Below are 25,042 nucleotides of genomic sequence, written 5' to 3'. Positions count from 1 at the left end.
TTTTTCTCCTTAACCCAGATCACCGAAACGTACTTGCAATGCGGTAATTGCGGTGAGTGCCGTAGTTTCTGTCCTCAGGATGCGAGGCCCTAACAGAATATCAGTAAATTGATGTTCTGCTGTCATTTCTATTTCTTCGGCAGACAATCCCCCTTCAGGCCCAATCAGCAGGCGTATTTTTTCCACGGGGAGTGGGAGGGTATTGATGCTGTGGTTGGCACGGGGATGCAGATTCAATTTTAGACTGTCATCGTTTTCTGCGCACCATGTTTCAAGTGGCATAACGGGGCGGATTTCAGGGATTCGGTTACGTCCACACTGTTCACAGGCAGAAATGACAATCTTTTTCCATTGTTGTAATTTTTTTTCTAATCTTTCTGCATCCAGTTTTACACCACAACGTTCAGACAGTAGTGGAGTAATCGTGTTGACGCCCAGTTCAACGGATTTTTGAATAGTAAATTCCATCTTTTCGCCACGGGACATAACTTGTCCCAGATGCAGGTTCAGTGGTGATTCATGATCAGACAATTTGCCATCAAGGATAGACACTTTGACCATTTTTTTACTGGTTTCAGTGAGTTCTGCATCAAAAACCTGATTGCTACCATCAAAGAGTTGCAATGCTTGCCCGTTACTCATTCTAAGTACGCGACCAACGTGATTGGCAGCATCATCACTCAAATAGATTTCAGTTCCTGTTGAGAGCAGTTCAGGGTGATAGATGCGGGGGATTCGCATATTTCTTCTTTCCTTCTTTTTTCCGGATTCTTCCGGCATGGCATAAACAGCCATATGACAAAGTTAATTCATCGTCATGATAAATGAGCGCAGTTTGCGTGATCAAGTTATCTCTTAGCTTAAAGAATACAAAATATCTCCTTGCGAGCTGGTTCGCATATTTATTTTGTAATTGTTTTTTTAGCTAAAATTCTATTGCCAACCACCGGAATAAAAAATTATTATCCATCTTGTCCTGATTGATGTCAGGAAATAGGGAAAGAAGATGGTAACAAGGATGTTATTTATAAAGGGATTTTAATTATTTATAAATAATGAAAAGGATGGGTTTATATTTTAATTTACGTAGATTATATAATAATTATGTTTTTCTGTAGCACTTTATTGTTATTGGCAATCATCGACATAAAAACATATTGTTTGCCAGATATTATCACTTTTCCATTATTATGGCTTGGGCTTTTATTTAATGTTGATGGTAATTTTGTTTCGATAAAGAGTGCAATATATGGCGCCATATCAGGGTATCTTTTTTTGTGGTTTTTGTATTGGTTATGTCGATATAGTTTAAATAAGGAGGGAATAGGTTATGGTGATCTTAAATTAACCGCAGCAATTGGTGCATGGTTGGGTGTGGAAATGCTCCCAATATTGATGTTGATGGCTTCATTGTCTGGGCTATTTGTATTTATAATTATTGGAGTGAAAAGAAAAACTTTTCCTGAATTTATTGCATTTGGTCCTTATTTATGTTTATCCGCGATAGTATTGGTTTGGGGTATTGTCAGATAGTAACTATGTAACAACTTGAAAGATGAATGAAAAAATTGTTGTTATCTATTATTGCAAAGAATATTGCGTTGATATTCAGGATGGATAACTATTTTGAGACGGTATAGTTATCAATAGTTATAGCTGTTCTAAATTACATTTTTCCATCAAATTCATTATCGATATTATTATCAGTCTTATTAACGATAATATTGATGTTAATTGCAAACAGAGGGGGAATAAAAAGTGGCGGAGAGAGCAAGGATTAAACTTGTGATATACATTCTGCATATGCTAGACGTTAAAAGCGTCTAGTTAGCTTAGGCCACTTTCTTGCATATGCTAGATGTTAAAAGCATCTAGTTAGCTTAGGCAGCTCATCCTGTATAGGCTAGACGTTTGAAGCGTCTAGTTGGTTTCAGGCCGTTTATCTTGCTTGCGCTAGATGTTAAAAGCATCTAGTTGGCTTTAAGCTGCTTGCCTCACATGTGCTAGATGTTAAAAGCATCTGGTTAGTTTTGGCTGCTTGCTTATCTCTCCGCTGACATCAAATTTAAGGAAATAGGGATTTTTATTCAAGCTGATTTATTGAGTTATGGACTATTGATCACAACCTCAGTTTATTCATTATTTCAAATGTTCAAAAGGAGATAAATATCACATCAGTTAAGACAGTATTATGTTTATTTGATAGGTTTTTTTATCGAAAAATAATTATTTAACTGATTTTTGAGTGAGGTTAAATATAAATTATTAAAGTGGATTTTTATACAAATATTATCAGTATTTGATGTGGGTGTTTTATTTTTTCTTCAGTGTGTTAAATTATTAAAAATTGAAGGGATACTAATTATTTTTCTATAATTGGTGTAGTTTGTATGGGCGTTACTATCAGCAACGCCCGTGATATTTTTAACTTACTGAGGCCACTTCATTTCGCCTTTTAATACTTTGGCACTTAGGTCAAGGCTGGATTCATCAGCAAGGTCTGGATAGTGTTTCTTCATAGCTGCAATCAACGCATCGGAATCTTTTGCTTTCGGTAATTCTTTTTCCAATGCAGTCAGATAATTTTGTGTAAAAGTCACAGAATCTAACGTCATTGATGAATTCCCTAAATAATGGCCCGGAACAACTGTTTCAGGTTTCAGGCTTTTGATGCGATCCAATGTTTGTCCCCAGTGTTTGCGTGATTCTTTGGTCTGGGTATCCGCAATCCATACATGGATATTGTCAGAAACAGTGACACCACCAACAACGGCTTTCAGTTTGGGGATCCAGACAAAAGTGCGATCTGCGGCTGGGCCATTTAAACCTTCAACAATCAGTTTTTCACCATCAACAGTAAAGGAGTTTCCTTTCAATGGCTCTGGTAAGACGATCTTTTTTGGTGCTTGATCTGCGAGAATACCGCCCCAGTAAGCCAGTTTGCCGTCTTTGGTTTCATTGATCGCTTTGATAGTCTCTGGTGATGCAATGACTTTAGCGTCAGGGAAAGCTTCGGTGATCACATCAAGGCCAAAGTAAAAATCCGGATCGGATTGGCTGATATAGATCGTTGTCAGTTTTTTGCCTGTTTGCTGGATCACTTTTATCAGTTCTTGTGCATCGTTTTTCTTAAATTGAGCATCGATCAAAACAACTTCATGATCACCACTGATAATTTCAGAAGAAACGGGGAAGATACCTTTTTCACCCGGATTATAGATGTCCAACTTGAGATCAGCTGCTTGAGCCAGTGATGCCATTCCCAAAGAAAGGGTCGCCGCTAAAGCGATATTTAATGTTGTTTTGCGAGCCATAATCGAATTCCTATATCAAAATGCTTGTGTGCTTTAATGGTATGTATAATAAGTTGCATATTTCGATTTAAAAACCCCAAAATCAGCAATTATTTGTTGCATAAATCGAGCTAATTAGGGCGAAGAATAGGTTGGCCGAAATGGATAGAATCACAGCAGCACGAGTATTTATTACGATTGTTGAACAGGGCAGCTTAATCGCCGCAGCAGATCGGTTGGATATGTCGAGGGCGATGGTATCGCGATATTTGGTTGAGATGGAAAAGTGGGCGGGAGTTCGCTTATTGCATCGTACAACACGTAAAATTGGCCTAACTTCGGCGGGTGAGAGTGCTTATCAACGCAGTCTTAAGTTAATGGAACTGGCAGAAGGAATGCCTGTACAGCAATCTTTGCAAGCACAAACCTTGAAAGGATTGTTGCATGTGAGTTGTTCTCAATCGTTGGGCATTAGCGCGCTGGCGGTTGCTATTCCTGAATTTATGCGGATGTATCCACAAATTGTTATCAATTTGCAGATGAATAATAAAGTTGTCAATTTGATAGAAGAACGCATTGATTTAGCAATCCGTATTACTAATAATCTGGAACCAAATCTGATCGCTCGTCCATTATCGACTTGCCATTCTATTGTTTGTGCTGCACCGTCTTATTTAGCGGGAAAATCTATTCCCCAAAACCCTGCGGATTTAACATCACATAACTGTCTGACCTATAACTTTTTCGGCAAAAGTTTATGGGTATTTGAAAAACAACATGAGAACTATTCTGTCCCAGTCAGCGGTACGTTAAGTGCCAATGAATCGACTGTATTAATGGAAGCTGCTTTGCAGGGGGCGGGGATCGCAATGCAACCTTATTATTCTGTGTCTTCTTATTTGATGTCAGGACAATTAGTTGAGTTGTTACCTGATTATCAACCTCAGTCTATGGGAATCTATGGAATTTATGCCAGTCGCCAGAATATGCCAGCGACTTTACGGGCTCTGTTAGATTTTCTGGCGAGTTGGTTTGCTAAGTCAACTTATTGGCAGCAGTTAATGTTGAAAGGCTAATGTTGAAACGCTGATGCCAATTTTTCGGGAAATAGGGCGGTCTGCTGTTTCAAATGAGTAATAAAAGCTTCCACGGGTTCTGAGGATGGCCGATGTATAGGCTTGATTAAACTTACTGTGAATGGAATGTCGATGCTGAATGGTCGAATGTAAATTTCTGAATTATTATCCAAATAATCTAATGCAGTCAGCGGGTTTACGATAGATATCCCGATTCCTTCGTTAATCATGGTGCAAATTGAGGCTGCGCTGTGAGTTTCCATCACCATCTTGCGGTTGACCTGATGCTCAGTAAAGATTGTATCAATGAGCTGTCTATAACTGTCTGTGAGCGATAGGCTGATAAATTTTTGATTGTGAAAATCTGCGGGTGTCAGTTGTGCTTTTTGACTGAGTGGGTGATTGGCAGGTAAGACACAAACTTCATTTAAGGTTATTAACGTTTCACGTTCAGTACCGGCAGGGGCCTGTAAATGTTCGGTTAAACCGATATCGTGGCGCTGTGCTGAAAGCCATTCTTCCAATAAGGGAGATTCTTGCGGAATGATAGTCAGTTTGGCTTCTGGATAGTATTCGATAAAACTGCGACAGGCTTTTGGCAGCAGAGATTGGGAGAACATTGGTAAGCAGGCAATGGATAATTGTGCCTGTTCAAATTGTCGGATACTGTCAGCCGCGTTGATTATTCTTTCCAGCCCATAATAAGAGCGCTGCACTTCTTCGAATAGCCGCAACCCTTGCGCAGTAGGAAACAGGCGTCCTTTGATGCGATCAAACAATTTAAATTTCAGTAATTGTTCAAGGCGTGCGAGTTCACGGCTAACGGTTGGTTGGGATGTTTTCAGTAATAATGCTGCATCAGTCAGGTTTTTAGTCGTCATTACAGCATGAAAAATTTCAATGTGTCGCCATGAGCAAGAGTGCATATATTTGTCTCTTTAATTACTGAGTTCTTCTTCAAGAGAATAAAAAATAGACATAACGATATCATAAATGAATAGACTATAGCCAAATAGATATTTTTATTCCTGCTTTGTTATTGTCAATAATGAAGGATCTGCTGATTTTGTGAGACGCTTCAATGACTATATCGACTTTTACTCATGGTTTGGGGGAACATTTTACCTCTGAAAATCTACTCCGTTTACCTATTCAATATGGAACACCATTGTGGCTTTATGATGGTGATAGCATCATCAAACAAATTGAAAAATTGAAGCAATTTGATGTCATTCGGTTCGCACAAAAAGCGTGTTCGAATACCCATATTTTACGCTTGATGAGAGAGCAGGGCGTGAAAGTTGATGCGGTGTCATTGGGCGAAATCGAGCGGGCGCTTTATGCAGGTTTTAAGCCCGGACGCGATAAATCAGAAATTGTGTTCACTGCGGATGTGATTGATGAGGCGACATTGTCGCGTGTTATTGAGCTGGATATTCCGGTCAATGTCGGTTCTATTGATATGCTGGAACAAATTGGTGAACGACAGTCCGGGCATCCGGTTTGGTTACGCATCAATCCCGGATTCGGGCATGGGCATAGCCAAAAGACCAATACTGGCGGTGAAAATAGCAAACATGGGATCTGGTTTCAGGATCTTCCTCTGGCAATTGAAAAAATTCATCAATATGGCCTGAAATTAGTGGGGCTACATATGCACATTGGCTCAGGTGTGGATTATCAGCATCTTTCCAATGTATGTAATGCCATGGTGGAGCAGGTCATGCTGTGCGGAGAGGATATTCAGGCCATTTCAGCAGGTGGTGGCTTATCAATTCCCTATAAAATCGGTGAAGAGTCAGTAGATACTGAACATTATTATAATTTGTGGCATGAGGCTCGCCAGCGTATTGAGCAGCATTTGGGGCATCACGTTGAGCTGGAAATTGAACCCGGTCGTTTTCTGGTTGCTGAATCAGGTATCTTGATGGCGGAAGTACGGGCAGTTAAATCTATGGGTAATCAACATTATGTGCTGGTAGATGCTGGTTTCAATGATTTAATGCGTCCGGCGATGTATGGCAGTTATCACCATATTTCTGTGTTGCCGATAAATGACTGTGAAAGCAATGAACATATTGAAAATAGTGAAAAATCAGAAACTATAGTCGCGGGACCGTTGTGCGAGTCTGGTGATGTTTTCACCCAGTTGGCAGGGGGAGATCTTGTACCACGTCTGCTACCCCGTGTCCGAGTCGGGGATTACCTGATTTTTCATGACACCGGCGCTTATGGCGCATCTATGTCTTCAAATTATAATAGTCGTCCTTTAATTCCTGAAGTTTTGTTTATCGGGGGAGAAAGTCGTCTGATTCGGCGTCGCCAGACAATTGAAGAGTTGTTATCGCTGGAATCCATTTAAAATAAAATACGGGGATATAAAGTACCCCGTATTTTAGTTCCTGTATTTTAGTTCCTATATTTGTACTTAATCAGTTCTTCTGGTCAGCATCAAGCGGCTTTATTTTGACGCTGACTTTCAGGCTTTTTTGCAGAGTTTGGTACAGCAAATGCATCCGGCTCAAATTCATCGACATTGATTGAACGCAGTCGACTGTTTTCAGCACGTTTCAGGATATCTGCTTCTTCCTGAGTAATTTTGTGCTCTGCCAATGCTTTTTCAGCTAATTCGTCCAAACGAGTGAAGCTTAGGTTTTTGCCTGCTTCACGGCTTAAGCGAGCATGGATTGGTTCTGCCGCGATGATATCGTGCAATGCCTCTTCCAGTAACCCGTGAGGGTTGTGTTTGCTTGGTGTCAGATATTGCCCACGTCCAATCCGGCTACGGGTTGTGGAAGGGGTTTGTAAGATCTGAGCCAGTTTGTGATCCAATTTGTCGGATGGTGCGGTATGCACGCGTCCCAATGGGAAAACAATCACACGGATTAAACCTGCGACCAAACGGTTAGGGAAATTGCGCAGCAAATCATTCATGGCCTGTTCAGCTTGATGCAGGCTCTCTTCTACTGCCCATTGTACCAATGGTAGATCTTCTTTCTGGCGTCCTTCATCTTCATAGCGCTTCAAGGTAGCGGAAGCCAGGAAGATTTGGCTCAGAATATCCCCCAGACGAGCTGAAATGCGTTCACGGCGTTTCAGACTGCCACCCAATACTCCCATTGAAACGTCTGAGAGCAGAGCAAGGTTGGAACTTAAGCGATTGATCTGTTGATAGTAACGTCGAGTAGCGTCATTGGCTGGCGAACTGCTGGTTCTGCCTTTGGTAATACCAAGCCACAGACTGCGCAGAGTGTTGCTGGCAACATGGCCCAAGTGACCAAACAAGGCTTTGTCAAAGTCTTTCACATTGTTGCTTTCTGCTGCTGCTATTTCAGCCAGTACATAAGGATGGCAGCGGATTGCACCTTGACCAAAGATGATCATGCTACGGGTCAGGATATTCGCGCCTTCCACGGTGATGGCAATTGGAGCGCCCTGATAGCCGCGGGCAAGGAAATTGGATGGGCCAAGACAGATGCCTTTACCGCCAGCAATATCCATCGCATCGATGATGGAACGCTGTCCTCTATGCGTACAGTGGTATTTCACGATGGCAGACAGAACCGCTGGTTTTTCACCCTGCATGATACCGCTGGTAATCATAGTTGCGGCTGCGTCCATCAGGTAAGAGTTACCAGCGATACGTGCCAATGGCTCTTCAATACCTTCCATCTTACCGATAGGAAGTTTGAACTGACGGCGGATATAGGAATAAGCACCGATTGCCATAGCTGCACTTTTTAATCCCCCTGTTGCGTTGGATGGCAAGGTAATACCACGGCCAACAGACAGACATTCAACCAGCATACGCCACCCCTGACCTGCCATTTTTGTCCCACCAATGATGTAATCAATAGGGACAAAAATATCTTTACCGCGGGTTGGGCCATTCTGGAATGGGACATTCAGAGGGAAATGGCGGCGACCAATCTCAACCCCTGGGGTATTGGTTGGAATCAAAGCACAGGTAATTCCCAGAGATTCAGTATCACCCAGCAGATGATCAGGGTCATACAGTTTAAATGCCAATCCCAAAACGGTAGCGATAGGAGCAAGAGTAATGTAACGCTTATTCCAATTCAGGCGCATACCAAGAACTTGTTCGCCTTGCCATTCACCCATACAGACAACACCTGTATCAGGAATGGCTCCGGCATCTGAACCGGCTTCCGGGCTGGTCAAGGCAAAGCAAGGAATTTCTTCACCGCGGGCAAGGCCGGGCAAGTAACGTTTTTTCTGTTCATCGGTGCCGTAGTGTTGCAGCAATTCACCTGGCCCCAAGGAGTTAGGCACACCAACAGTAATTGCCAGAATACCTGATACGCCAGCCAGTTTTTGTAGTACCTGAGATTGTGCGTAAGCGGAAAATTCCAGGCCACCATATTCTTTCTTGATGATCATGGCAAAGAAACGATTTTCTTTCAGATAAGTCCAAAGTTCTGGAGGTAAGTCAGCCAATTCATGAGTGATTTGGAAATCATTTGCCATGCGGCAGGCTTCTTCTACCGGACCATCAATAAATGCTTGTTCTTCAGCGGATAACTGCGGTTTTGGGTAGTTATGCAGTTTTTGCCAGTCAGGGTTACCACGGAATAAGTCACCTTCCCACCATGTGGTTCCTGCATCAATGGCCTCTTTCTCTGTTGTGGACATGCTTGGCATAACCCTACGGAAGGCTTTTAAACCAGGTGCAGAGAATAAAGAGATACGTATTGGTGTAAAGACAAGGGGGAATAAAACAATGGCTAATGGTAACAGCAACCAGTAGCTCCAAAGGCCCGTCATGCCCATCACTAGTGTATAGGCAACAAGCAGTAAGCTACTGAGAGTCAGGCTGACTTTGCGGTAACAAAGCCCGCCAATCAAGACTAAAAATACAATAATGCTGAAAGCGGTCATAGTAAAACTCCTGTAAATCTCAGGTTGAGTTGTCAGAGGTCTGACCTGTTGTGGTGTTCTTCTTTTTTAGATGAGGAAAATGTATTTATCAATACATTTACATCTTAATTACAATCTAGCTCACAAAGTCATTGTAGTTTTGTGGGCAATAATTCTACTGAGATGTGATGATATCTTCTTTCAGGGGGGGGAATCCGTTACACTGATTGACTAGTATTATTAATTCCGAAGACCTTTCAGGAGTATAAGTTCCATGTATCAAGAACTGATCCGCAGTGAGTTATCCGAGGCCGCAGATACGTTGGCTAATTTCCTTAACGATGATGCAAATATTGATGCGATTCAAAAAGCCGCTGTTTTGTTGGCTGATTCATTCAAGGCTGGAGGAAAAGTGCTTTCCTGTGGTAATGGTGGCTCGCATTGTGACGCCATGCATTTTGCGGAAGAATTGACAGGCCGTTATCGTGAAAACCGTCCGGGATATCCGGCCATTGCGATTTCCGATCCTAGCCATTTATCCTGCGTAAGCAATGATTTTGGTTATGACTATGTATTTTCTCGCTATGTTGAAGCCGTCGGTCAAAAAGGTGATGTATTACTGGGTATTTCGACTTCGGGAAACTCAGGCAACATCATTAAAGCGGTTGAAGCAGCCCGGGCCAAGGGTATGAAAGTTATTACACTAACTGGCAAAGATGGCGGAAAAATGGCAGGTACGGCAGATGTTGAAATTCGGGTACCGCATTTTGGTTATGCAGACCGTATTCAGGAAATTCATATCAAAGTCATTCATATCTTGATTCAATTGATTGAAAAAGAAATGGTAAAAGCCTGATTGCTGTTCGTTAGAAATAAGTATTAGGAATAGGCAGTAGGAGTAGGCGTTAGAGGTAGGCAATGTGTGAATTACTTGGCATGAATGCCAACGTGCCAACAGATATTATTTTCAGTCTGAGTGGCTTAATTCAGCGTGGTGGGCATACCGGCCCTCATAAGGATGGCTGGGGAGTTACCTTCTATGAGGGATTGGGATACAGAACGTTTAAAGATCATCAATCCAGTTGTCATTCACCTGTGGCTCAATTTGTACAGGGCTATCCGATCAAATCAGAAGTGATTGTGGCTCATATTCGTCAGGCAAACAGAGGTAATGTTTCTCTGGTAAATACCCATCCATTTACCCGTGAGTTGTGGGGAAAATACTGGACTTATGCCCATAATGGCCAACTTAAGGGACACAATAAGTTGAAAACGGGTAGTTATCGACCGGTTGGAGAGACAGACAGTGAATGGGCATTTTGCTGGATATTGCATCAGCTATCGTTGAAATATCCCAAGCGACCTTCCAATTGGCCGGCAGTATTTAAGTTTATTGCCTCTCTGGCCCATCAGCTGAGAAAAAAAGGTGTTTTCAATATGTTGTTGTCGGATGGGCAGTTTGTCATGGCTTACTGTTCGACCCAATTGTATTGGATTACTCGTCGTGCTCCTTTTGGCAGGGCCAAATTACTTGATCAGGATGTTGAAATTGACTTTCAGCAGCATACTCAACCAGGGGATGTAGTATCAGTGATTGCGACTCAACCTTTAACTGGAAATGAATCTTGGCATCGTATCGAATCAGGTAACTATGCGCTATTCCATCTTGGAGAGAAGATAGTCTGATTCACTGTTCCATAAGGGGAGCTGATTTTTTGGGTTTACGTTAACAATATATTGCCCGCCTATTACGCTAACAGTAGCAGGAATGCTATTTTGGACAAAATACTCATAGGCGGGCTGTAATTGTTTCCAAAACAGGTAATTGTCATTATTTTGATGTCGCTTCATATTTTGCGGAGTCATTCTGAAAGGATAAATATTGATTTTGATTTCATGCTGCCCATAATGAAATGCACTTTCCGCGTACTGATATATCTCATCCATATAACGATTGGTCATGGCATAACAGCCAATAGATTTACATGCACCATGAATCATTAAATCCCTGCCGGAATATCCTTTGAATTTATCAAATTCATTGGGAAAGCCCAGATTAATGGCTCGATAATAGTGGCTATTTGGCTTTAATTGTTTGAGGCTGGCATGGTAAAACCCTTCAGGGCTTTTAAAATCACCTTTCAGTGTCTTTGGGCCAAGTCCTCCAGAGTAATTACAAATAGGATAGCTTTGAGTCAATTGATAATGGTCTGTGTTGTCTTTCGTATAAAGCTCAAGAAGTTTTTCTTCTTTGAATATTTGAATGAAAATCTTGGCACCCATTCTTTTCAATAGCGGTTTCCTGGTTGGCAGTTTGGGCCATGAAAAAACCTCTGGTGTAGTAACAGGTTGAGTAGTAGGTCGTGTAGTAGCAGATTGTGATAGAGAAGAGTGTGTGATTGAGGATTGCGTTACGGGAAATCGTGTCACGGAAAAGTGGGCCACGACAAAAAAGGGCACATGTAATAGTAATAGACTCAATGAAAGGCAAAATACTATTTTTTTCATAACATAACCGGACAGATAGGTGAAATATCAGGATTGGGATGGCAATTTTTTAGTGAAATAATGAATAAAAGATAGCAGTGATATCCTGTTCTTGTGAAGTTACTTTTCGGTTAAAAATCGCCCTGCTGTAGAGAAAAGTGAGGCAATAATTCGTCTTTCTCGAGTAGTTAACAGTTCAGCAGAGAAATTATTCTTATTTGCTTGAGCCATGTCACTTGATTAATCAGACAGTCAGTGGGGGAGATGTTAGAATTGCCGCTGGCTAAAATTAAGAGAAAATTGTAACGATTATCGGAGTGAATAACTTGAGACATATATCGCTCAAGGTGTTTTTTTATTACTGAAGTCGCTGCATTACCCCAAGGAAATACCCTAGGGTAATCTGTAGTATATGATTTAACTGATAAACTTGTGCAAATCTTATGATAAAAATTAAAAAAGGACTCAACCTCCCGATAGCAGGAGAGCCTGCCCAAGTTATAGAAGACGGTCCAACAATTCGCCATGTCGCTTTATTGGGCGAAGAATATGTTGGAATGCGTCCTTCTATGCTGGTTAAGGAAGGTGAGCATGTTAAAAAAGGGCAAATTCTTTTTGAAGACAAAAAGAACCCAGGGGTTATTTTCACTAGTCCTGCAAGCGGTAAAATTGTAACCATTGGGCGTGGTGAGCGCCGTGTCCTGCAATCTGTCGTTATTGAAGTGAATGGTGATGAGAAAGTTACGTTTGATCGCTACGAACGTGCTGAACTTGCTGGCCTGAGCCGTGAACAGGTAGAGAAAAATCTGCTTGCATCAGGGCTGTGGACAGCATTGCGTACACGTCCTTTCAGTCATTCTCCTGTTCCCGGTTCCACACCAAAGGCAATCTTTGTTACGGCGATGGATACTCAGCCACTGGCTGCTGATCCTTTAGTCGTTATTGCTACTCAGGAAGAGGCTTTTGTTGATGGCCTGAATGTTCTGTCAAAATTGACAGATGAGAAAATCCACGTCTGCCATGGCGCTGGAAATATTCCAACAGCAGGAAATAACGCTCAAATCATATATAACCAGTTTGCTGGCCCACATCCAGCCGGTTTGGTTGGTACTCATATTCATTTCATTGAACCTGTCAGTGCTCAGAAAATGGTATGGCATCTGGGGTATCAGGATGTCATTGCCATCGGTAAACTGTTTACCACAGGTGAACTTTATACTGATCGCATAGTATCTCTGGCTGGGCCGCAGGTTAAATCTCCACGGCTGGTACGTACCAAGCTGGGTGCTGATTTGCTGGAATTGACGCAAAATCAGTTGAAAGAAGGTGACAACCGTATTATTTCTGGTTCCGTACTGTGTGGGACAAAATCAGATGATGCTCGCCATTATCTTGGCCGCTTCCATACATTAGTTTCCGTCCTTGCAGAAGGTCGGGAAAAAGAGCTATTCGGTTGGATCGCTCCGGGTATTAATAAGTTTTCTATTACCCGCACCACAATTGGCCATTTCCTGAAAAAGAAACGTTTTGCTTTCTCAACCACGACAAATGGTGGGGAACGTTCCATGGTGCCAATTGGCAACTATGAGCGTGTAATGCCACTGGATATCATGGCAACGCACCTATTGCGTGACTTGCTTGCAGGCGATACTGATAGTGCTCAGGCGCTGGGTTGTCTGGAGTTGGATGAAGAAGATTTGGCATTGTGTACCTATGTTTGCCCCGGCAAATATGAGTACGGTCCAGTACTGCGTGACGTGCTGACTAAGATTGAGCTGGAAGGGTAACTCATGGGCCTGAAAAATTTATTTGAAAAAGTAGAGCATCACTTTGAGGCCGGCGGCAAACTGGAAAAATATTATCCTCTCTATGAGGCAGTAAGCACCGTTTTCTACACGCCGGGTATAGTGACAAAAGGGCGTGCCCATGTTCGTGATGCCATTGATCTCAAACGCATGATGATCTTGGTGTGGCTATCTGTTTTCCCTGCGATGTTTTGGGGAATGTATAACGTCGGGAATCAGGCAATACCAGCCCTGACTAATTTATATAATGGAGATGCCTTACAGCAGATTTTGTCTTCTGATTGGCATTATGTACTTGCTCAGTATCTTGGTGCGTCATTGACACCAGATGCAGGGTGGTGCAGTAAAATGCTGTTAGGAGCGACTTACTTCCTGCCAATTTATGCGGTTGTTTTTGTCGTTGGTGGTTTCTGGGAAGTTTTGTTTGCCATTATCCGTAAACACGAAATCAACGAAGGCTTCTTTGTCAGCTCCATTTTGTTTGCACTGATTGTTCCACCAACACTGCCATTGTGGCAGGCTGCTTTGGGGATTACTTTCGGCGTAGTGGTTGCGAAAGAAATCTTTGGTGGTACTGGTCGTAACTTCCTTAACCCAGCCTTGGCTGGTCGCGCTTTTCTGTTCTTTGCTTATCCCGCCCAGATTTCTGGCGATTTGGTCTGGACTGCGGCTGACGGTTTCTCTGGTGCAACGCCTTTGTCTCAATGGGCAACTGCGGGTAGCCACGGTTTGATGAATACCATTACTGGGCAGCCAATCACTTGGATGGATGCTTTCATTGGTAACATTCCCGGTTCAATTGGTGAAGTCTCCACTCTGATGATTTTTATCGGTGGTGCCATCATTCTGTTTGCTCGTATCGCTTCATGGCGCATCGTTGCTGGTGTGATGATCGGTATGATTGCAATGTCTTACCTGTTTAATGCGATTGGCTCCAGCACTAACCCAATGTTTGCTATGCCATGGTACTGGCATATGGTTCTGGGAGGCTTCGCTTTCGGTATGATCTTTATGGCTACTGACCCTGTATCCGCAGCGTTTACGGATAAAGGTAAATGGGCATACGGTATTCTGATCGGTGTTATGTGTATTTTGATCAGAGTTGTAAACCCAGCGTATCCAGAAGGAATGATGTTGGCGATTCTGTTCGCTAACCTGTTCGCGCCACTGTTCGATTATCTGGTCGTACAGGCCAATATTAAGCGGAGAAAAGCCCGTGGCTAATGATAAACCAAAAAATAATGACAGTGTCGGCAGGACGTTTCTCGTTGTTTTTGTACTGTGCCTTGTATGTTCAATTGTGGTTGCTGGGTCAGCCGTAGGTTTGAAAGCACAGCAGCAGGAACAGAAACTGCTGGATAAACAGCGTAATATTCTGGATGTGGCTGGTTTGTTAAAATCGGGCATGACGGCCACGGAAATCAAAGAAATCTATAGCAGCCGTATTCAGCCTGAATTGCTTGACTTGAAAACGGCAACATTGGAAAAAAGCAGCGGCAATTTCGACCTGAATAATGCTCTGCGCAGTGACGAAACCAGTGTCGCTTTATTACCAGAGCAGGATCTGGCGAAAATTCGTCGCCGTGCCAATATGGCAGAAATTTATCTGGTTAAGGATGAGCAAGGCAAAACGACTGAACTGGTTTTGCCAGTGTACGGTTCTGGCCTGTGGTCAATGATGTATGCCTTCGTTGCCATTGATATAGATGGCGTAACCTCTCATGGCATTACTTACTACTCTCAGGGTGAAACACCGGGTTTGGGTGGTGAAGTTGATAACCCACAATGGCGTAAGCAGTGGGTGGGTAAAAAGCTCTATAACCCACAAGGTGAGCCAGCGATTAAAGTTGTTCGTGGTGGTGCTGGTGATAACCCTTATGGTGTAGATGGTCTATCCGGCGCGACCCTGACCTCTAACGGTGTTCAGCATATGTTTGATTTCTGGCTGGGTGATAACGGTTTTGGCCCGTTCCTGAAAAAAGTACGCGAGGGAGCCTTGAAAGATGGCTGATAGTAAAGAGATAAAACGCGTCCTTATTGGGCCGCTGTTTGATAATAACCCAATTGCATTGCAGGTTCTGGGGGTGTGTTCGGCACTGGCTGTAACCACCAAACTGGAAACTGCGTTGGTTATGACTATTGCTGTGACATTAGTGACAGCATTTTCTAACTTTTTCATTTCATTGATTCGTAACTACATTCCTGGCAGTGTGCGAATCATTGTGCAAATGGCGATCATTGCATCACTCGTTATCGTAGTAGACCAGATTTTGCAGGCTTATGCCTACGAAATTTCCAAACAGCTATCGGTGTTTGTTGGTCTTATCATCACGAACTGTATTGTAATGGGACGTGCTGAAGCCTACGCCATGAAAGCACCACCAGTTGAAAGTTTCATGGATGGTATCGGTAATGGTTTGGGCTATGGCGTCATTCTGTTGCTGGTTGGTTTCTTGCGTGAACTGTTTGGTTCAGGGAAATTGTTCGGTATTACAGTGCTGGAATCTGTCAAAAATGGCGGTTGGTATCAACCAAATGGCTTGTTCCTTCTGGCACCGAGTGCATTCTTCATTATTGGTATGCTGATTTGGGGTCTGCGGACTCTGAAACCTGCGCAGGTTGAGAAGGAGTAACAAACAAAATGGAACACTATATTAGTTTGTTCGTCCGCGCAGTTTTTATCGAGAATATGGCGCTATCTTTCTTCCTCGGTATGTGTACGTTTTTGGCGGTATCAAAGAACGTTAAAACGGCTTTTGGCCTGGGTGTAGCTGTAACTGTTGTATTGGGAATTTCCGTTCCTGCCAATAACCTTGTCTACAATCTGGTACTCCGTGATGGAGCCTTGATGGATGGGGTGGATTTGAGCTTCCTGAACTTCATTACCTTTATCGGGGTAATTGCTGCACTGGTACAGATCCTGGAAATGATCTTAGACCGTTATGTTCCGGCACTTTACAACGCGTTGGGTATTTTCCTGCCGTTGATTACAGTGAACTGTGCAATTTTCGGTGGCGTTTCATTCATGGCACAGCGTGACTATAACTTCGGAGAGTCCATCGTATACGGTTTCGGCTCAGGTATGGGTTGGATGTTGGCGATTGTTCTGATGGCTGCGATCCGTGAAAAAATGAAATATGCGGATGTTCCGGCAGGTCTGAAAGGATTGGGAATCACCTTTGTCACCACCGGTTTGATGGCATTGGGTTTTATGTCCTTCTCCGGTGTGCAGCTCTAAAGGCGAGAAGAATTCATGGATATAATCATCTTAGGCGTAGTAATGTTTACCCTGATTGTGTTGGTACTGACGGCAATGATTTTGTTCGCAAAATCTAAGTTAGTAAACACCGGGGATATTAAAGTTGAAGTCAATGGCGATGAGGACAAGAGTTTCTCTGCTCCCGCTGGTGACAAATTGTTAAATATGCTTTCCAACCAAGGGATTTTCGTTTCCTCTGCGTGCGGTGGTGGTGGCTCTTGTGGTCAGTGCCGTGTGAAAATCAGTGAAGGCGGTGGTGATATCCTGCCAACGGAACTTTCCCACATCAATAAGCGTGAAGCAAAAGAAGGCTGCCGATTGGCATGTCAGGTTAATGTTAAACAAGACCTGAAAATCGAGCTGCCAGAGGAGATCTTCGGCGTTAAGAAATGGGAGTGTGAAGTTATCTCCAACGATAACAAAGCAACTTTCATTAAAGAATTGAAGCTGAAAATTCCTGATGGGGAAGTGGTGCCATTCCGTGCAGGTGGTTACATTCAGATTGAATGTCCTCCACACATTGCCCGTTATGCGGATTATGAAGTACCACAGGAATACCGTGAAGATTGGGATAAATTCAATCTGTTCCGTTATGTCTCTGAAGTGAAAGAACCGACGGTTCGTGCATATTCAATGGCGAACTATCCGGAAGAGCATGGCATTATCATGCTGAATGTACGTATTGCAACGCCACCACCAAGAAATCCAGATGTTGTTCCGGGTATCATGTCTTCATATATTTGGTCACTGAAAGCGGGTGATAAGGTAACAATTTCTGGTCCATTTGGTGAATTCTTTGCGAAAGATACTGATGCAGAAATGGTCTTCATCGGTGGTGGTGCAGGTATGGCGCCAATGCGTTCTCATATCTTCGACCAGCTCAAGCGTTTGAGCTCCAAGCGCAAGATCACCTTCTGGTATGGTGCACGTTCTAAACGTGAAATGTTCTATACCGAAGATTTCGATCAGCTGGCGGCAGAAAATGAGAACTTCACATGGCATGTGGCATTGTCAGATGCTCTGCCGGAAGATAATTGGGATGGTTACACAGGCTTTATTCATAATGTCCTGTATGAGAACTACCTGAAAGATCATCCGGCACCAGAAGACTGTGAATTCTATATGTGTGGGCCTCCAGTCATGAACGCCGCGGTTATTAAGATGCTGAAAGACCTCGGCGTAGAAGATGAAAACATCATGCTGGATGACTTCGGCGGCTGATGTTTGTAACAATCTGATTTAATGATAAGCGCCCACTTTTGTGGGCGCTGACGATTCAGAAAGAACCAAAATGGGTCAGAAAGAGTGAATTATGTTGAGTAAAAAAATTATCCACTGGGGGGCATTGTTGTTTTCGGTTGTGCTACTGGCAGCGTGTGGTGGCCCTGAACAGCAAAACTTGAATGGGCAAACAATGGGGACGTATTACTCCGTTAAATATGTTGCTGACTCGTCTGCACCTGCCCCAGAAAACCTACAAAAAGAGATTGATCGGTTACTGGAAGAGGTGAACGATCAGATGTCCACTTATCGGCCAAATTCTGAATTGAGTCGTTTTAATCAAAGCCGTGAAGTGAATAAACCGTTTCCGGTATCTGCCGCGACAGCGAAAGTTGTCAAAGAAGCTATTCGAATCAATAAGCTGACAGAAGGTGCACTGGATGTCACTGTTGGCCCATTGGTGAATTTGTGGGGATTTGGGCCGGAAGGGCGAATTACCAAAGCACCGAAGGATGAAGAGTTAGAGACTCGCCGAGCGTGGACAGGCATTAATCACTTGTCTGTTGAAGGTAATAATCTGATTAAATCCATCCCTGAACTGTATGTTGATCTCTCTTCCATTGCTAAAGGTTATGGTGTTGATGCGGTAGTTGAGTATCTGAAATCTCAGCACATCAAAAACTACATGGTTGATATTGGCGGTGAAGTACGCACATTGGGCAACAATGGCAAAGGCAATCCATGGCGGATAGCGATAGAAAAACCATCGGATAGTGGCATGGCACAGAGTGCTCAGGAGATCATTGAGCCGGGCAATATGTCTGTGGCAACATCGGGTGATTATCGAAACTATTTTGAACAGAATGGCGTGCGTTACTCCCACACCATTAACCCTAAAACCAGCAGGCCGATAACACATAATTTGGTTTCAATTACTGTGATAGCACCGACTTGCATGAGTGCAGATGGTTTTTCCACAGGCTTGGATGTATTGGGGCCAGAGAAAGGAATGGAACTGGCTGAAAAGCTGAATATTCCGGTCTTTATGATTGTCAAAACCAAAGAGGGTTTTGAAGAACATTATAGTACTGCTTTTAAGGCATACTTACAGAAGAAATAAGAGAGGGGAAAAGGTTATGGAAGTCTTTATTGCTGCTTTTATCTTTTTCCTGTTGGCATTTGCGGGAATGGCATTGGGCTATATTTTTAAGCGCAAGAGTATTCAAGGAAGTTGTGGTGGCTTGGGAAGCATCGGCGTAGAAAAAGTTTGCGATTGTCCTGAACCCTGCGATGCGCGCAAAAAACGCATGGCAAGGGAAGCTACTCATCAAGCACAGTTGGAGAAGAATCGTATTCTGTGATGTTGTTTTACAATCCAACTAATTTTAGATTAGAAAAAAGTAACCCGCTGCCAGATAAACAGCGGGTTTTTGTTGTCTATTCAGAGATGCTTGTTCAAGGTATTCTATTCAAGACATTCTGTTCAAGACATTCTGTTCAAGACATTTTGTTCAAGACATGTCGAAAGGATGGCATTTTCTGTGGACTTGATTTAAGTAATGTTTCACTGAACTTATTGAGATGCCTAAATCTTTTGCAACTTCTTTGTAACGTAGGCCTTGTAGCTGAGTGAGTAGAAATGCCTGTCGAACTTTTGTCGGCAATTCATCCAGAGTTTTATCTATCTTTTCTAACCGTTCTAACAGCACGAGTTGATTTTCAGAAGAATGTGATGAAATTGTAGGCATTACCCTAATATATTCCAGATAATTGTCTTCTAGTTTTTTCCTGCGCCAGTAATTGGCAAGGGTTCTACGGGCTATCGTCATTAAAAATGCTCTTGGCTGGCGGATATCCTCAAGATCTGAAGATTGCATCAATTTAATAAAAACCTCATGGGTGAGATCTTCGGCATGATTTGGACAAGCACTGTTTTGTCTGATCCAGTTACATAACCAGTGATGGTAATCGGAATAGAGTTTTTGGGCGATTTGATTGTGCCCAAATGTGCTTTTTTGCACCGCCATGATGATATTGCCTGATGGGATAGGATAAATATGATAATGATTATTATTTGTATTTATTTGGAAGAAGTCAACGCAGCATTCTAGACCTAACCCCCTTAAAAATTAAGAGGGTTAGCGATTGAATAGCTAAATGTCAGTTAGAACTGTTGTGAAATACTGAATTTGTAATTACGGCCGATTCCTGAAACCGCTTCTCCTAAGTACGGATAATAATCGCGGTTGAATAGGTTATCGATGGTGATCCGTGCTTCAAAGCCTTTCATATAAGGAGGACGCCAGCTTGCAAATAAACTGTGCAAGGCGTAACCGCTACTTTTAGGGAGTGACCAGGAAATAGCCATTGGATCATCATCCCTTGGTGAACGGTCTTGTTTACGGATAAAATCGCCTTTCCAGCCCATTGTCATTTGCCATTGTGGAATCTTGAATCCCAACATGGCATGTGCAGACGTTGGTGGTATTTCTGCAATCCAGGTTTTACGACCTAGCCACGGATCGCGCATGGAAGCATCACGCTGGCCGCGCATGGTGGAGAAAGAGAATTTCCCGAATAGCGTTCTGCTATCATAGAAAGTCTCAATTTCCAGCCCTTCAATGGTATAACCGGACAGATTGCGATAATTTGCCAGAGGTTTTTCACATGAGCTGCTCGAACCACTTTCAATCTGAGCTTTACAATAAATTCCACGTCTTTTAAAGATTTCATCTGTACCGCGGTTACGGAATAGGGTGGTGCGGATTTGCAGGCTATCATCTTCAAGCATCAGATTATCGAAATTGAGAATGGTGCCAAGACGAATTCCTGTCATCCTTTCAACATCAAGATTACGACTGGAACCAGGAAGACTACCTATTGACTGTACTTCATATTGCTCATCAACTACTGGAGCACGCCATGTACGGCTGATATCTGCAAATAGTGACAGATTTTTGTTGGCTTGCCATATCATACCCAGATGAGGTGTCCATCCAGTGTACGTTACCCTGTTATAGTCATGATTTATTTCAGGCGATTTGTTGTTATATATCGAGGCATTATTTTCTTTACCTACATTGTTGATATGGTCATAACGGATGCCAGGTGTGATGGTGACACTACCTAATTTTAGTGAATCCTGAATATAGAAACTGTAAGTTTGTTGATCTCCAGCTGGCATATAACCAGGTTGATAATAGCCATAATTAAATGCTGGATCGTCCTTTTTATTCTTATCAAACATCAAAATATGGCGTTGGTTTTTATGCCAACGAGCACCCATTAATAATTCGTGTTCTACTGTGCCAATTAAAAACACACTTTTATTATTTATATCAGCTAGTTGATCAACATATTTAATCCAACTTCTTTGCCCCATAATTCCTGCAGATGCGAAGTTAACACCTTCTATTTCAGGGCGACGATCATTTTGTTTAGTATTCGAATAGGTATAAGTCATCGTCAGATTTAGCCATGGATTATCTTCTGGAGCGATATTCCATTTGGCAGAATAGTTTTGATCGATTTGATCACGAAAAACTAATTTTGTTTTCCATGCCTTGTCCAGACCATATTTTTTTATTTCACTGGCGGAGGGGATATTCATCTTATCCCGTTTAGCCGCCCAAGGTTGCCAGCCATCTGATTCAGAGCGCATGGCAGATAAACTGATAGTATGTGTGTCATTGGGATAGATATTGGTTTTCAATAAATAGGATGTTTGGTTGTTTTGAGAGAACTCAAAACGTGTGCCATCAGGGCGTTTGATATTGTGTCCATCACGTTTACTGACATAGAGTAAGCCATCAACAAAACCGTTGGGATCTCTGCCATATATTGCGCCACTATTGATCCACTGTCTGTCATTGGTATGGTAGCTTTGTTTGACCAAGCCGCCCCAATCCTCATCTGGGCGCAACAAATCGCCAGCATCTTTCGTTACAATTTTGACAGAACCACCAAATCCACCGTTGCCGTTCAGCAAATTGTGTGGCCCTTTATCAACGTCTACACGTTTGATTAATTCAGGTTCAATAAAAATGGAACCCTGACGGTACTTCTCGAATCCTTTTGGTGCATCATCTAGAGTGACTTTGACATCTTCTTGGTCTCCCATTCCCCAGATATTCAAGGTTTGTCCACCGGGACGCGGAGATCCTGACATTGAAACACCGGGAAGTTGGTCGAGTAATTGAGCAATGTTATCTGCCTGAGTCCGATCAATATCCGCTTTTTTGAGCACTGAACTTCCTGCGCTGGTGCTATTGTGTAAACTCTCAACGATAGAAAGTGTAGGTAATTTCATCACCTCATTTTTCTTTTCAGCTTTTTGCTCTGTTGAATTTTCGATAGCGTAAACAGGGCTGGTGAAAGCCGCCCCTAATACGAATGTCCCTGAGAGTGCGCCGCTTAAAATTTTCTGAATCATGGTAGCGATTAGGCGTTTTTCTAATTTTTGACTATTATTTTTCATAAATTCCCTGAAATATGATCAAGTAAATATTATTTAATGTAATAAGTCACTTGAGAAATCAAAGTGGACAAATAAAAATGAGAATTATTTTTATTTTTTGATGGAACCACTATTTATTGCAGATGCTTTAAGAATAACTTATTGAAATATTTTCTAATTTTGTTAAACCTTATCAATTGATAACTATGTTGACGTTGAGATTTTCATTTCCGTAAGTGCAAGCTCTTTAAGTTCAATTTCCATAAGTACAAGGGGTTAGTCAATGAAGAAAAAGATTCTTGGTTCTCTGATCTTGGCAGGTATCGTGGCACTGATTGCTGGCTGTGATGATGCATCTAAAAAAGCAGAAGATACAGTACAGCAAGCTAAAGAAAACGCAGCGCAAATGAAAACTGATGCTGAAAAAACAGTCACGGGTATCACTGATAGTACAAAAGAAAAATCACAGGAGATAAAGGAAAACGTTTTGCGTGAAGGCCATAGTGCGATTGATAAATCCAAGGAAGTGCGAAATCAAATCACCCATTCCGCTAGTGATGTCGCTGAGCAAATGAAATCCAAGGTAGCTGATGTGCGGAATCAGGCGACCGAAGCAGCGAGTGATGTGATGGATACCATGAAATCAAAAGCGGATGATATACAGCATCAGGCTAGTGACAAGATCGATCAGCTTTCAGATGCCATGAAGTCGAAGACGGAAGAAATAAAATCTGAAACTGATAAAAAGACGGATGATTTAATCGATAGTTTTAAAGGTGACAAGGATAAAAAAGAGGAAAAATAATTTATCCTTTTAATCTAACATGTTGCTGATGTGGAATAGATTGATGTGGAATGGATTACATCAGAAGGGTGATCTGAAAATGATCACCCTTATTATTTTACGCATCATTGGCGACATAATATTTTGCCTGACTGCGTGGCAGAGGTGAAATTCCTCTGATTTTATCAGCAATTTTTTCGGCTATCATGATCGTTGTGGCATTCAAATTACCGGTAATGATTGTTGGCATAATGGAAGCATCAATAACACGTAAATTCTCAATACCATGCATACGCCCTTGACCATCTACAACTGCCATTTCGTCTGACCCCATTTTGCAGCTGCAAGATGGGTGAAATGCTGTTTCGGCATGTTCACGAATAAAGGCATCCAGTTGTTCATCGGTCTGGATTTCAATACCCGGGCTGATTTCACGTCCACAATATGGAGTCAGCGCTGGCTGTGCCATAATTTCCCGTGTAATGCGAATAGCAGCGCGGAATTCCTGCCAATCTTGTTCTGTTGACATATAGTTGAATAAGATACTTGGATGTTGACGCGGATCCCGTGACTTAATTTTCACCTGACCACGGCTTGGAGAGCGCATAGAACCTACATGAGCCTGGAAACCATGTTGATTGACGGCGTTGCTGCCGTTGTAATTAATAGCAACAGGCAGGAAGTGAAATTGAATATTTGGCCAGGCAAATTTTTCATGGGTACGAATAAAACCACCAGCTTCAAATTGATTGCTGGCACCAATGCCTGTTCCTTTGAATAACCATTCAGCGCCAATTTGAGGCTGGTTATACCATTTCAATGCTGGGTAGAGGGAAATGGGTTTGAGGCATTCATACTGCAAATACATTTCAAGGTGATCTTGTAAGTTTCGCCCAACGCCTGACAATACATGTACCGCAGGAATACCAAATTCATTCAATACTTCTTCAGGGCCAATGCCTGAACGTTGCAAAATCTGTGGCGAGGCGATTGCTCCAGCACAGAGCAAAACTTCCTTACGCGCTTTTGCTTGTATCAAAGCTGAGCTATTGCCTTGATGAAAATTGACGCCGACGGCTGTCTTTCCTTCAAATTCGAGAGTATCAGTCAAAGCATGGGTAATGATAGTGAGATTGGCGCGTGATCGCGCTTGATCCAGATAGCCACGGGCTGTACTGGCGCGGCGTCCTTTAGGGGTAACGGTGCGATCCATTGGCCCAAAGCCTTCTTGCTGATAGCCATTCAGATCATCAGTGCGTGGATAACCAGCTTGGACGCCTGCTTCTACCATAGCGTGGAAGAGTTCATTATTACCGGCTTTGGGGGTTGTGACACTGACTGGCCCATCACTGCCGTGATAGTCATTGTCGCCAATATCCCGTGATTCAGCTTTGCGAAAATAGGGAAGGCAATCAAGATAAGTCCAGTCTTCCAACCCCGGTTGTGCTGCCCAGTGATCAAAATCCATCGCATTGCCACGGATATAGCACATGCCATTGATCAGTGAAGAACCACCAAGCCCCTTACCGCGTCCGCATTCCATGCGTCTATCATTCATATGGGGTTCAGGATCGGTTTCATATGCCCAGTTATAACGGGTTCCCTGCAAAGGATATGCCAGCGCCGCTGGCATTTGAGTACGGAAGTCGAATCGGTAATCTGGCCCGCCTGCTTCCAATAGCAGAACAGTCACATTCGGATCTTCCGTCAGACGGGTTGCAAGCACGTTACCCGCAGAACCAGCACCGATAATAATGTAATCAAAAACCATTGTTATCTCCTC

Annotated in this window: 22 protein-coding genes; 14 read left to right on the top strand and 8 right to left on the bottom strand. The window is 42.7% G+C overall.

Going from position 1 to position 25,042, the window contains the following annotated elements:
* Positions 1–9: 9 nt before the first annotated feature.
* Positions 10–741, bottom strand: coding sequence for a 16S rRNA (uracil(1498)-N(3))-methyltransferase (gene rsmE / locus PSI23_RS04095; protein WP_273553878.1), 732 nt, complete (start codon positions 739–741; stop codon positions 10–12).
* Between the two features lie 363 nt (positions 742–1,104).
* Here rsmE and PSI23_RS04090 point away from each other — a divergent pair, with 363 nt between their 5' ends.
* Positions 1,105–1,533 (top strand): prepilin peptidase, encoded by a 429-nt coding sequence (locus PSI23_RS04090; protein WP_273553877.1) that lies wholly within the window; start codon positions 1,105–1,107, stop codon positions 1,531–1,533.
* An 896-nt stretch (positions 1,534–2,429) separates the two neighbouring features.
* On the opposite strand, the gene PSI23_RS04085 is transcribed toward PSI23_RS04090, so the two are convergent.
* Positions 2,430–3,314: an MBL fold metallo-hydrolase gene (locus PSI23_RS04085; protein WP_273553876.1), complete on the bottom strand. Its 885-nt coding sequence runs from the start codon at positions 3,312–3,314 to the stop codon at positions 2,430–2,432.
* Between the two features lie 140 nt (positions 3,315–3,454).
* Between PSI23_RS04085 and PSI23_RS04080 the strand changes: the two genes are divergently transcribed.
* Positions 3,455–4,369: a LysR family transcriptional regulator gene (locus tag PSI23_RS04080; protein ID WP_273553875.1), complete on the top strand. Its 915-nt coding sequence runs from the start codon at positions 3,455–3,457 to the stop codon at positions 4,367–4,369.
* Here PSI23_RS04080 and PSI23_RS04075 read toward each other — a convergent pair.
* Positions 4,366–5,295: a LysR family transcriptional regulator gene (locus tag PSI23_RS04075; RefSeq protein WP_273553874.1), complete on the bottom strand. Its 930-nt coding sequence runs from the start codon at positions 5,293–5,295 to the stop codon at positions 4,366–4,368. The two genes, PSI23_RS04080 and PSI23_RS04075, sit on opposite strands and share 4 nt — an antisense overlap.
* A gap of 155 nt (positions 5,296–5,450) precedes the next feature.
* Between PSI23_RS04075 and lysA the strand changes: the two genes are divergently transcribed.
* Positions 5,451–6,731 (top strand): diaminopimelate decarboxylase, encoded by a 1,281-nt coding sequence (gene lysA / locus PSI23_RS04070; RefSeq protein WP_273553873.1) that lies wholly within the window; start codon positions 5,451–5,453, stop codon positions 6,729–6,731.
* Positions 6,732–6,820: 89 nt separating this feature from the next.
* On the opposite strand, the gene fadE is transcribed toward lysA, so the two are convergent.
* A complete protein-coding gene (gene fadE / locus PSI23_RS04065) occupies positions 6,821–9,268 on the bottom strand; it encodes an acyl-CoA dehydrogenase FadE (RefSeq protein ID WP_273553872.1) in 2,448 nt (815 codons plus the stop codon).
* A 253-nt stretch (positions 9,269–9,521) separates the two neighbouring features.
* Here fadE and lpcA point away from each other — a divergent pair, with 253 nt between their 5' ends.
* Together lpcA and PSI23_RS04055 are read left to right on the top strand one after the other, a co-directional pair.
* Positions 9,522–10,103: a D-sedoheptulose 7-phosphate isomerase gene (gene lpcA / locus PSI23_RS04060; RefSeq protein ID WP_074020173.1), complete on the top strand. Its 582-nt coding sequence runs from the start codon at positions 9,522–9,524 to the stop codon at positions 10,101–10,103.
* A gap of 62 nt (positions 10,104–10,165) precedes the next feature.
* A complete protein-coding gene (locus PSI23_RS04055) occupies positions 10,166–10,933 on the top strand; it encodes a class II glutamine amidotransferase (RefSeq protein ID WP_273553871.1) in 768 nt (255 codons plus the stop codon).
* Here the strand turns inward: PSI23_RS04055 and PSI23_RS04050 are convergent.
* On the bottom strand, positions 10,904–11,647 hold the full coding sequence (locus PSI23_RS04050) for a L,D-transpeptidase family protein (protein ID WP_373567280.1): 744 nt from the start codon (positions 11,645–11,647) through the stop codon (positions 10,904–10,906). The genes PSI23_RS04055 and PSI23_RS04050 overlap by 30 nt on opposite strands.
* 530 nt (positions 11,648–12,177) lie before the next feature.
* On the opposite strand from PSI23_RS04050, the gene PSI23_RS04045 reads away from it, so the two are divergent.
* The 8 genes from PSI23_RS04045 to nqrM all read left to right on the top strand — a co-directional run bounded on the left by PSI23_RS04045 (position 12,178) and on the right by nqrM (position 19,380).
* The gene (locus PSI23_RS04045; RefSeq protein ID WP_273553870.1) at positions 12,178–13,521 is read left to right on the top strand and encodes a Na(+)-translocating NADH-quinone reductase subunit A; all 1,344 of its coding nucleotides are present in this window, start codon (positions 12,178–12,180) and stop codon (positions 13,519–13,521) included.
* Positions 13,522–13,524: 3 nt separating this feature from the next.
* Positions 13,525–14,763 carry an NADH:ubiquinone reductase (Na(+)-transporting) subunit B gene (locus tag PSI23_RS04040; protein ID WP_273553869.1) on the top strand — a complete coding sequence of 413 codons (1,239 nt, stop codon included), beginning with the start codon at positions 13,525–13,527 and terminating at the stop codon, positions 14,761–14,763.
* Positions 14,756–15,550: a Na(+)-translocating NADH-quinone reductase subunit C gene (locus PSI23_RS04035; protein WP_273553868.1), complete on the top strand. Its 795-nt coding sequence runs from the start codon at positions 14,756–14,758 to the stop codon at positions 15,548–15,550. Before PSI23_RS04040 ends, PSI23_RS04035 begins: the two co-directional genes overlap by 8 nt.
* Positions 15,543–16,172: an NADH:ubiquinone reductase (Na(+)-transporting) subunit D gene (locus PSI23_RS04030; protein WP_273553867.1), complete on the top strand. Its 630-nt coding sequence runs from the start codon at positions 15,543–15,545 to the stop codon at positions 16,170–16,172. Before PSI23_RS04035 ends, PSI23_RS04030 begins: the two co-directional genes overlap by 8 nt.
* An 8-nt stretch (positions 16,173–16,180) precedes the next feature.
* Complete coding sequence (gene nqrE / locus PSI23_RS04025; RefSeq protein WP_086107962.1) at positions 16,181–16,777, top strand: NADH:ubiquinone reductase (Na(+)-transporting) subunit E; 597 nt, start codon at positions 16,181–16,183, stop codon at positions 16,775–16,777.
* Between the two features lie 15 nt (positions 16,778–16,792).
* Positions 16,793–18,019 carry an NADH:ubiquinone reductase (Na(+)-transporting) subunit F gene (gene nqrF, locus PSI23_RS04020; RefSeq protein WP_273553866.1) on the top strand — a complete coding sequence of 409 codons (1,227 nt, stop codon included), beginning with the start codon at positions 16,793–16,795 and terminating at the stop codon, positions 18,017–18,019.
* A gap of 91 nt (positions 18,020–18,110) precedes the next feature.
* On the top strand, positions 18,111–19,139 hold the full coding sequence (locus PSI23_RS04015; RefSeq protein WP_273553865.1) for an FAD:protein FMN transferase: 1,029 nt from the start codon (positions 18,111–18,113) through the stop codon (positions 19,137–19,139).
* A gap of 16 nt (positions 19,140–19,155) precedes the next feature.
* Positions 19,156–19,380 carry a (Na+)-NQR maturation NqrM gene (gene nqrM / locus PSI23_RS04010; protein ID WP_273553864.1) on the top strand — a complete coding sequence of 75 codons (225 nt, stop codon included), beginning with the start codon at positions 19,156–19,158 and terminating at the stop codon, positions 19,378–19,380.
* Between the two features lie 150 nt (positions 19,381–19,530).
* Here nqrM and PSI23_RS04005 read toward each other — a convergent pair whose 3' ends face one another.
* Positions 19,531–20,046, bottom strand: a complete 516-nt coding sequence (locus PSI23_RS04005; protein ID WP_273553863.1) for a sigma-70 family RNA polymerase sigma factor — start codon at positions 20,044–20,046, stop codon at positions 19,531–19,533.
* 137 nt (positions 20,047–20,183) lie between these two features.
* Positions 20,184–22,496: a TonB-dependent hemoglobin/transferrin/lactoferrin family receptor gene (locus tag PSI23_RS04000; RefSeq protein WP_273553862.1), complete on the bottom strand. Its 2,313-nt coding sequence runs from the start codon at positions 22,494–22,496 to the stop codon at positions 20,184–20,186.
* Positions 22,497–22,758: 262 nt separating this feature from the next.
* Here PSI23_RS04000 and PSI23_RS03995 point away from each other — a divergent pair, with 262 nt between their 5' ends.
* Complete coding sequence (locus PSI23_RS03995; RefSeq protein WP_273553861.1) at positions 22,759–23,280, top strand: YtxH domain-containing protein; 522 nt, start codon at positions 22,759–22,761, stop codon at positions 23,278–23,280.
* 97 nt (positions 23,281–23,377) lie between these two features.
* Here the strand turns inward: PSI23_RS03995 and betA are convergent, their stop codons facing one another.
* On the bottom strand, positions 23,378–25,030 hold the full coding sequence (betA, locus tag PSI23_RS03990) for a choline dehydrogenase (RefSeq protein ID WP_273553860.1): 1,653 nt from the start codon (positions 25,028–25,030) through the stop codon (positions 23,378–23,380).
* Between the last annotated feature and the right edge of the window lie 12 nt (positions 25,031–25,042).

It is taken from the genome of Xenorhabdus yunnanensis (assembly GCF_028598805.1).
In the GTDB taxonomy this organism is placed as follows: domain Bacteria; phylum Pseudomonadota; class Gammaproteobacteria; order Enterobacterales; family Enterobacteriaceae; genus Xenorhabdus; species Xenorhabdus yunnanensis.
This window is presented reverse-complemented; position numbering and strand designations above follow the sequence as displayed.

Coding starts and splice junctions, on each gene's coding strand:
- rsmE (WP_273553878.1), bottom strand. CDS start 741: ATGCGAATCCCCCGCATCTATCACCCTGAACTGCTCTCAACAGGAACT.
- PSI23_RS04090 (WP_273553877.1), top strand. CDS start 1,105: ATGTTTTTCTGTAGCACTTTATTGTTATTGGCAATCATCGACATAAAA.
- PSI23_RS04085 (WP_273553876.1), bottom strand. CDS start 3,314: ATGGCTCGCAAAACAACATTAAATATCGCTTTAGCGGCGACCCTTTCT.
- PSI23_RS04080 (WP_273553875.1), top strand. CDS start 3,455: ATGGATAGAATCACAGCAGCACGAGTATTTATTACGATTGTTGAACAG.
- PSI23_RS04075 (WP_273553874.1), bottom strand. CDS start 5,295: ATGCACTCTTGCTCATGGCGACACATTGAAATTTTTCATGCTGTAATG.
- lysA (WP_273553873.1), top strand. CDS start 5,451: ATGACTATATCGACTTTTACTCATGGTTTGGGGGAACATTTTACCTCT.
- fadE (WP_273553872.1), bottom strand. CDS start 9,268: ATGACCGCTTTCAGCATTATTGTATTTTTAGTCTTGATTGGCGGGCTT.
- lpcA (WP_074020173.1), top strand. CDS start 9,522: ATGTATCAAGAACTGATCCGCAGTGAGTTATCCGAGGCCGCAGATACG.
- PSI23_RS04055 (WP_273553871.1), top strand. CDS start 10,166: ATGTGTGAATTACTTGGCATGAATGCCAACGTGCCAACAGATATTATT.
- PSI23_RS04045 (WP_273553870.1), top strand. CDS start 12,178: ATGATAAAAATTAAAAAAGGACTCAACCTCCCGATAGCAGGAGAGCCT.
- PSI23_RS04040 (WP_273553869.1), top strand. CDS start 13,525: ATGGGCCTGAAAAATTTATTTGAAAAAGTAGAGCATCACTTTGAGGCC.
- PSI23_RS04030 (WP_273553867.1), top strand. CDS start 15,543: ATGGCTGATAGTAAAGAGATAAAACGCGTCCTTATTGGGCCGCTGTTT.
- nqrE (WP_086107962.1), top strand. CDS start 16,181: ATGGAACACTATATTAGTTTGTTCGTCCGCGCAGTTTTTATCGAGAAT.
- nqrF (WP_273553866.1), top strand. CDS start 16,793: ATGGATATAATCATCTTAGGCGTAGTAATGTTTACCCTGATTGTGTTG.
- PSI23_RS04015 (WP_273553865.1), top strand. CDS start 18,111: ATGTTGAGTAAAAAAATTATCCACTGGGGGGCATTGTTGTTTTCGGTT.
- nqrM (WP_273553864.1), top strand. CDS start 19,156: ATGGAAGTCTTTATTGCTGCTTTTATCTTTTTCCTGTTGGCATTTGCG.
- PSI23_RS04005 (WP_273553863.1), bottom strand. CDS start 20,046: ATGGCGGTGCAAAAAAGCACATTTGGGCACAATCAAATCGCCCAAAAA.
- PSI23_RS04000 (WP_273553862.1), bottom strand. CDS start 22,496: ATGAAAAATAATAGTCAAAAATTAGAAAAACGCCTAATCGCTACCATG.
- PSI23_RS03995 (WP_273553861.1), top strand. CDS start 22,759: ATGAAGAAAAAGATTCTTGGTTCTCTGATCTTGGCAGGTATCGTGGCA.
- betA (WP_273553860.1), bottom strand. CDS start 25,030: ATGGTTTTTGATTACATTATTATCGGTGCTGGTTCTGCGGGTAACGTG.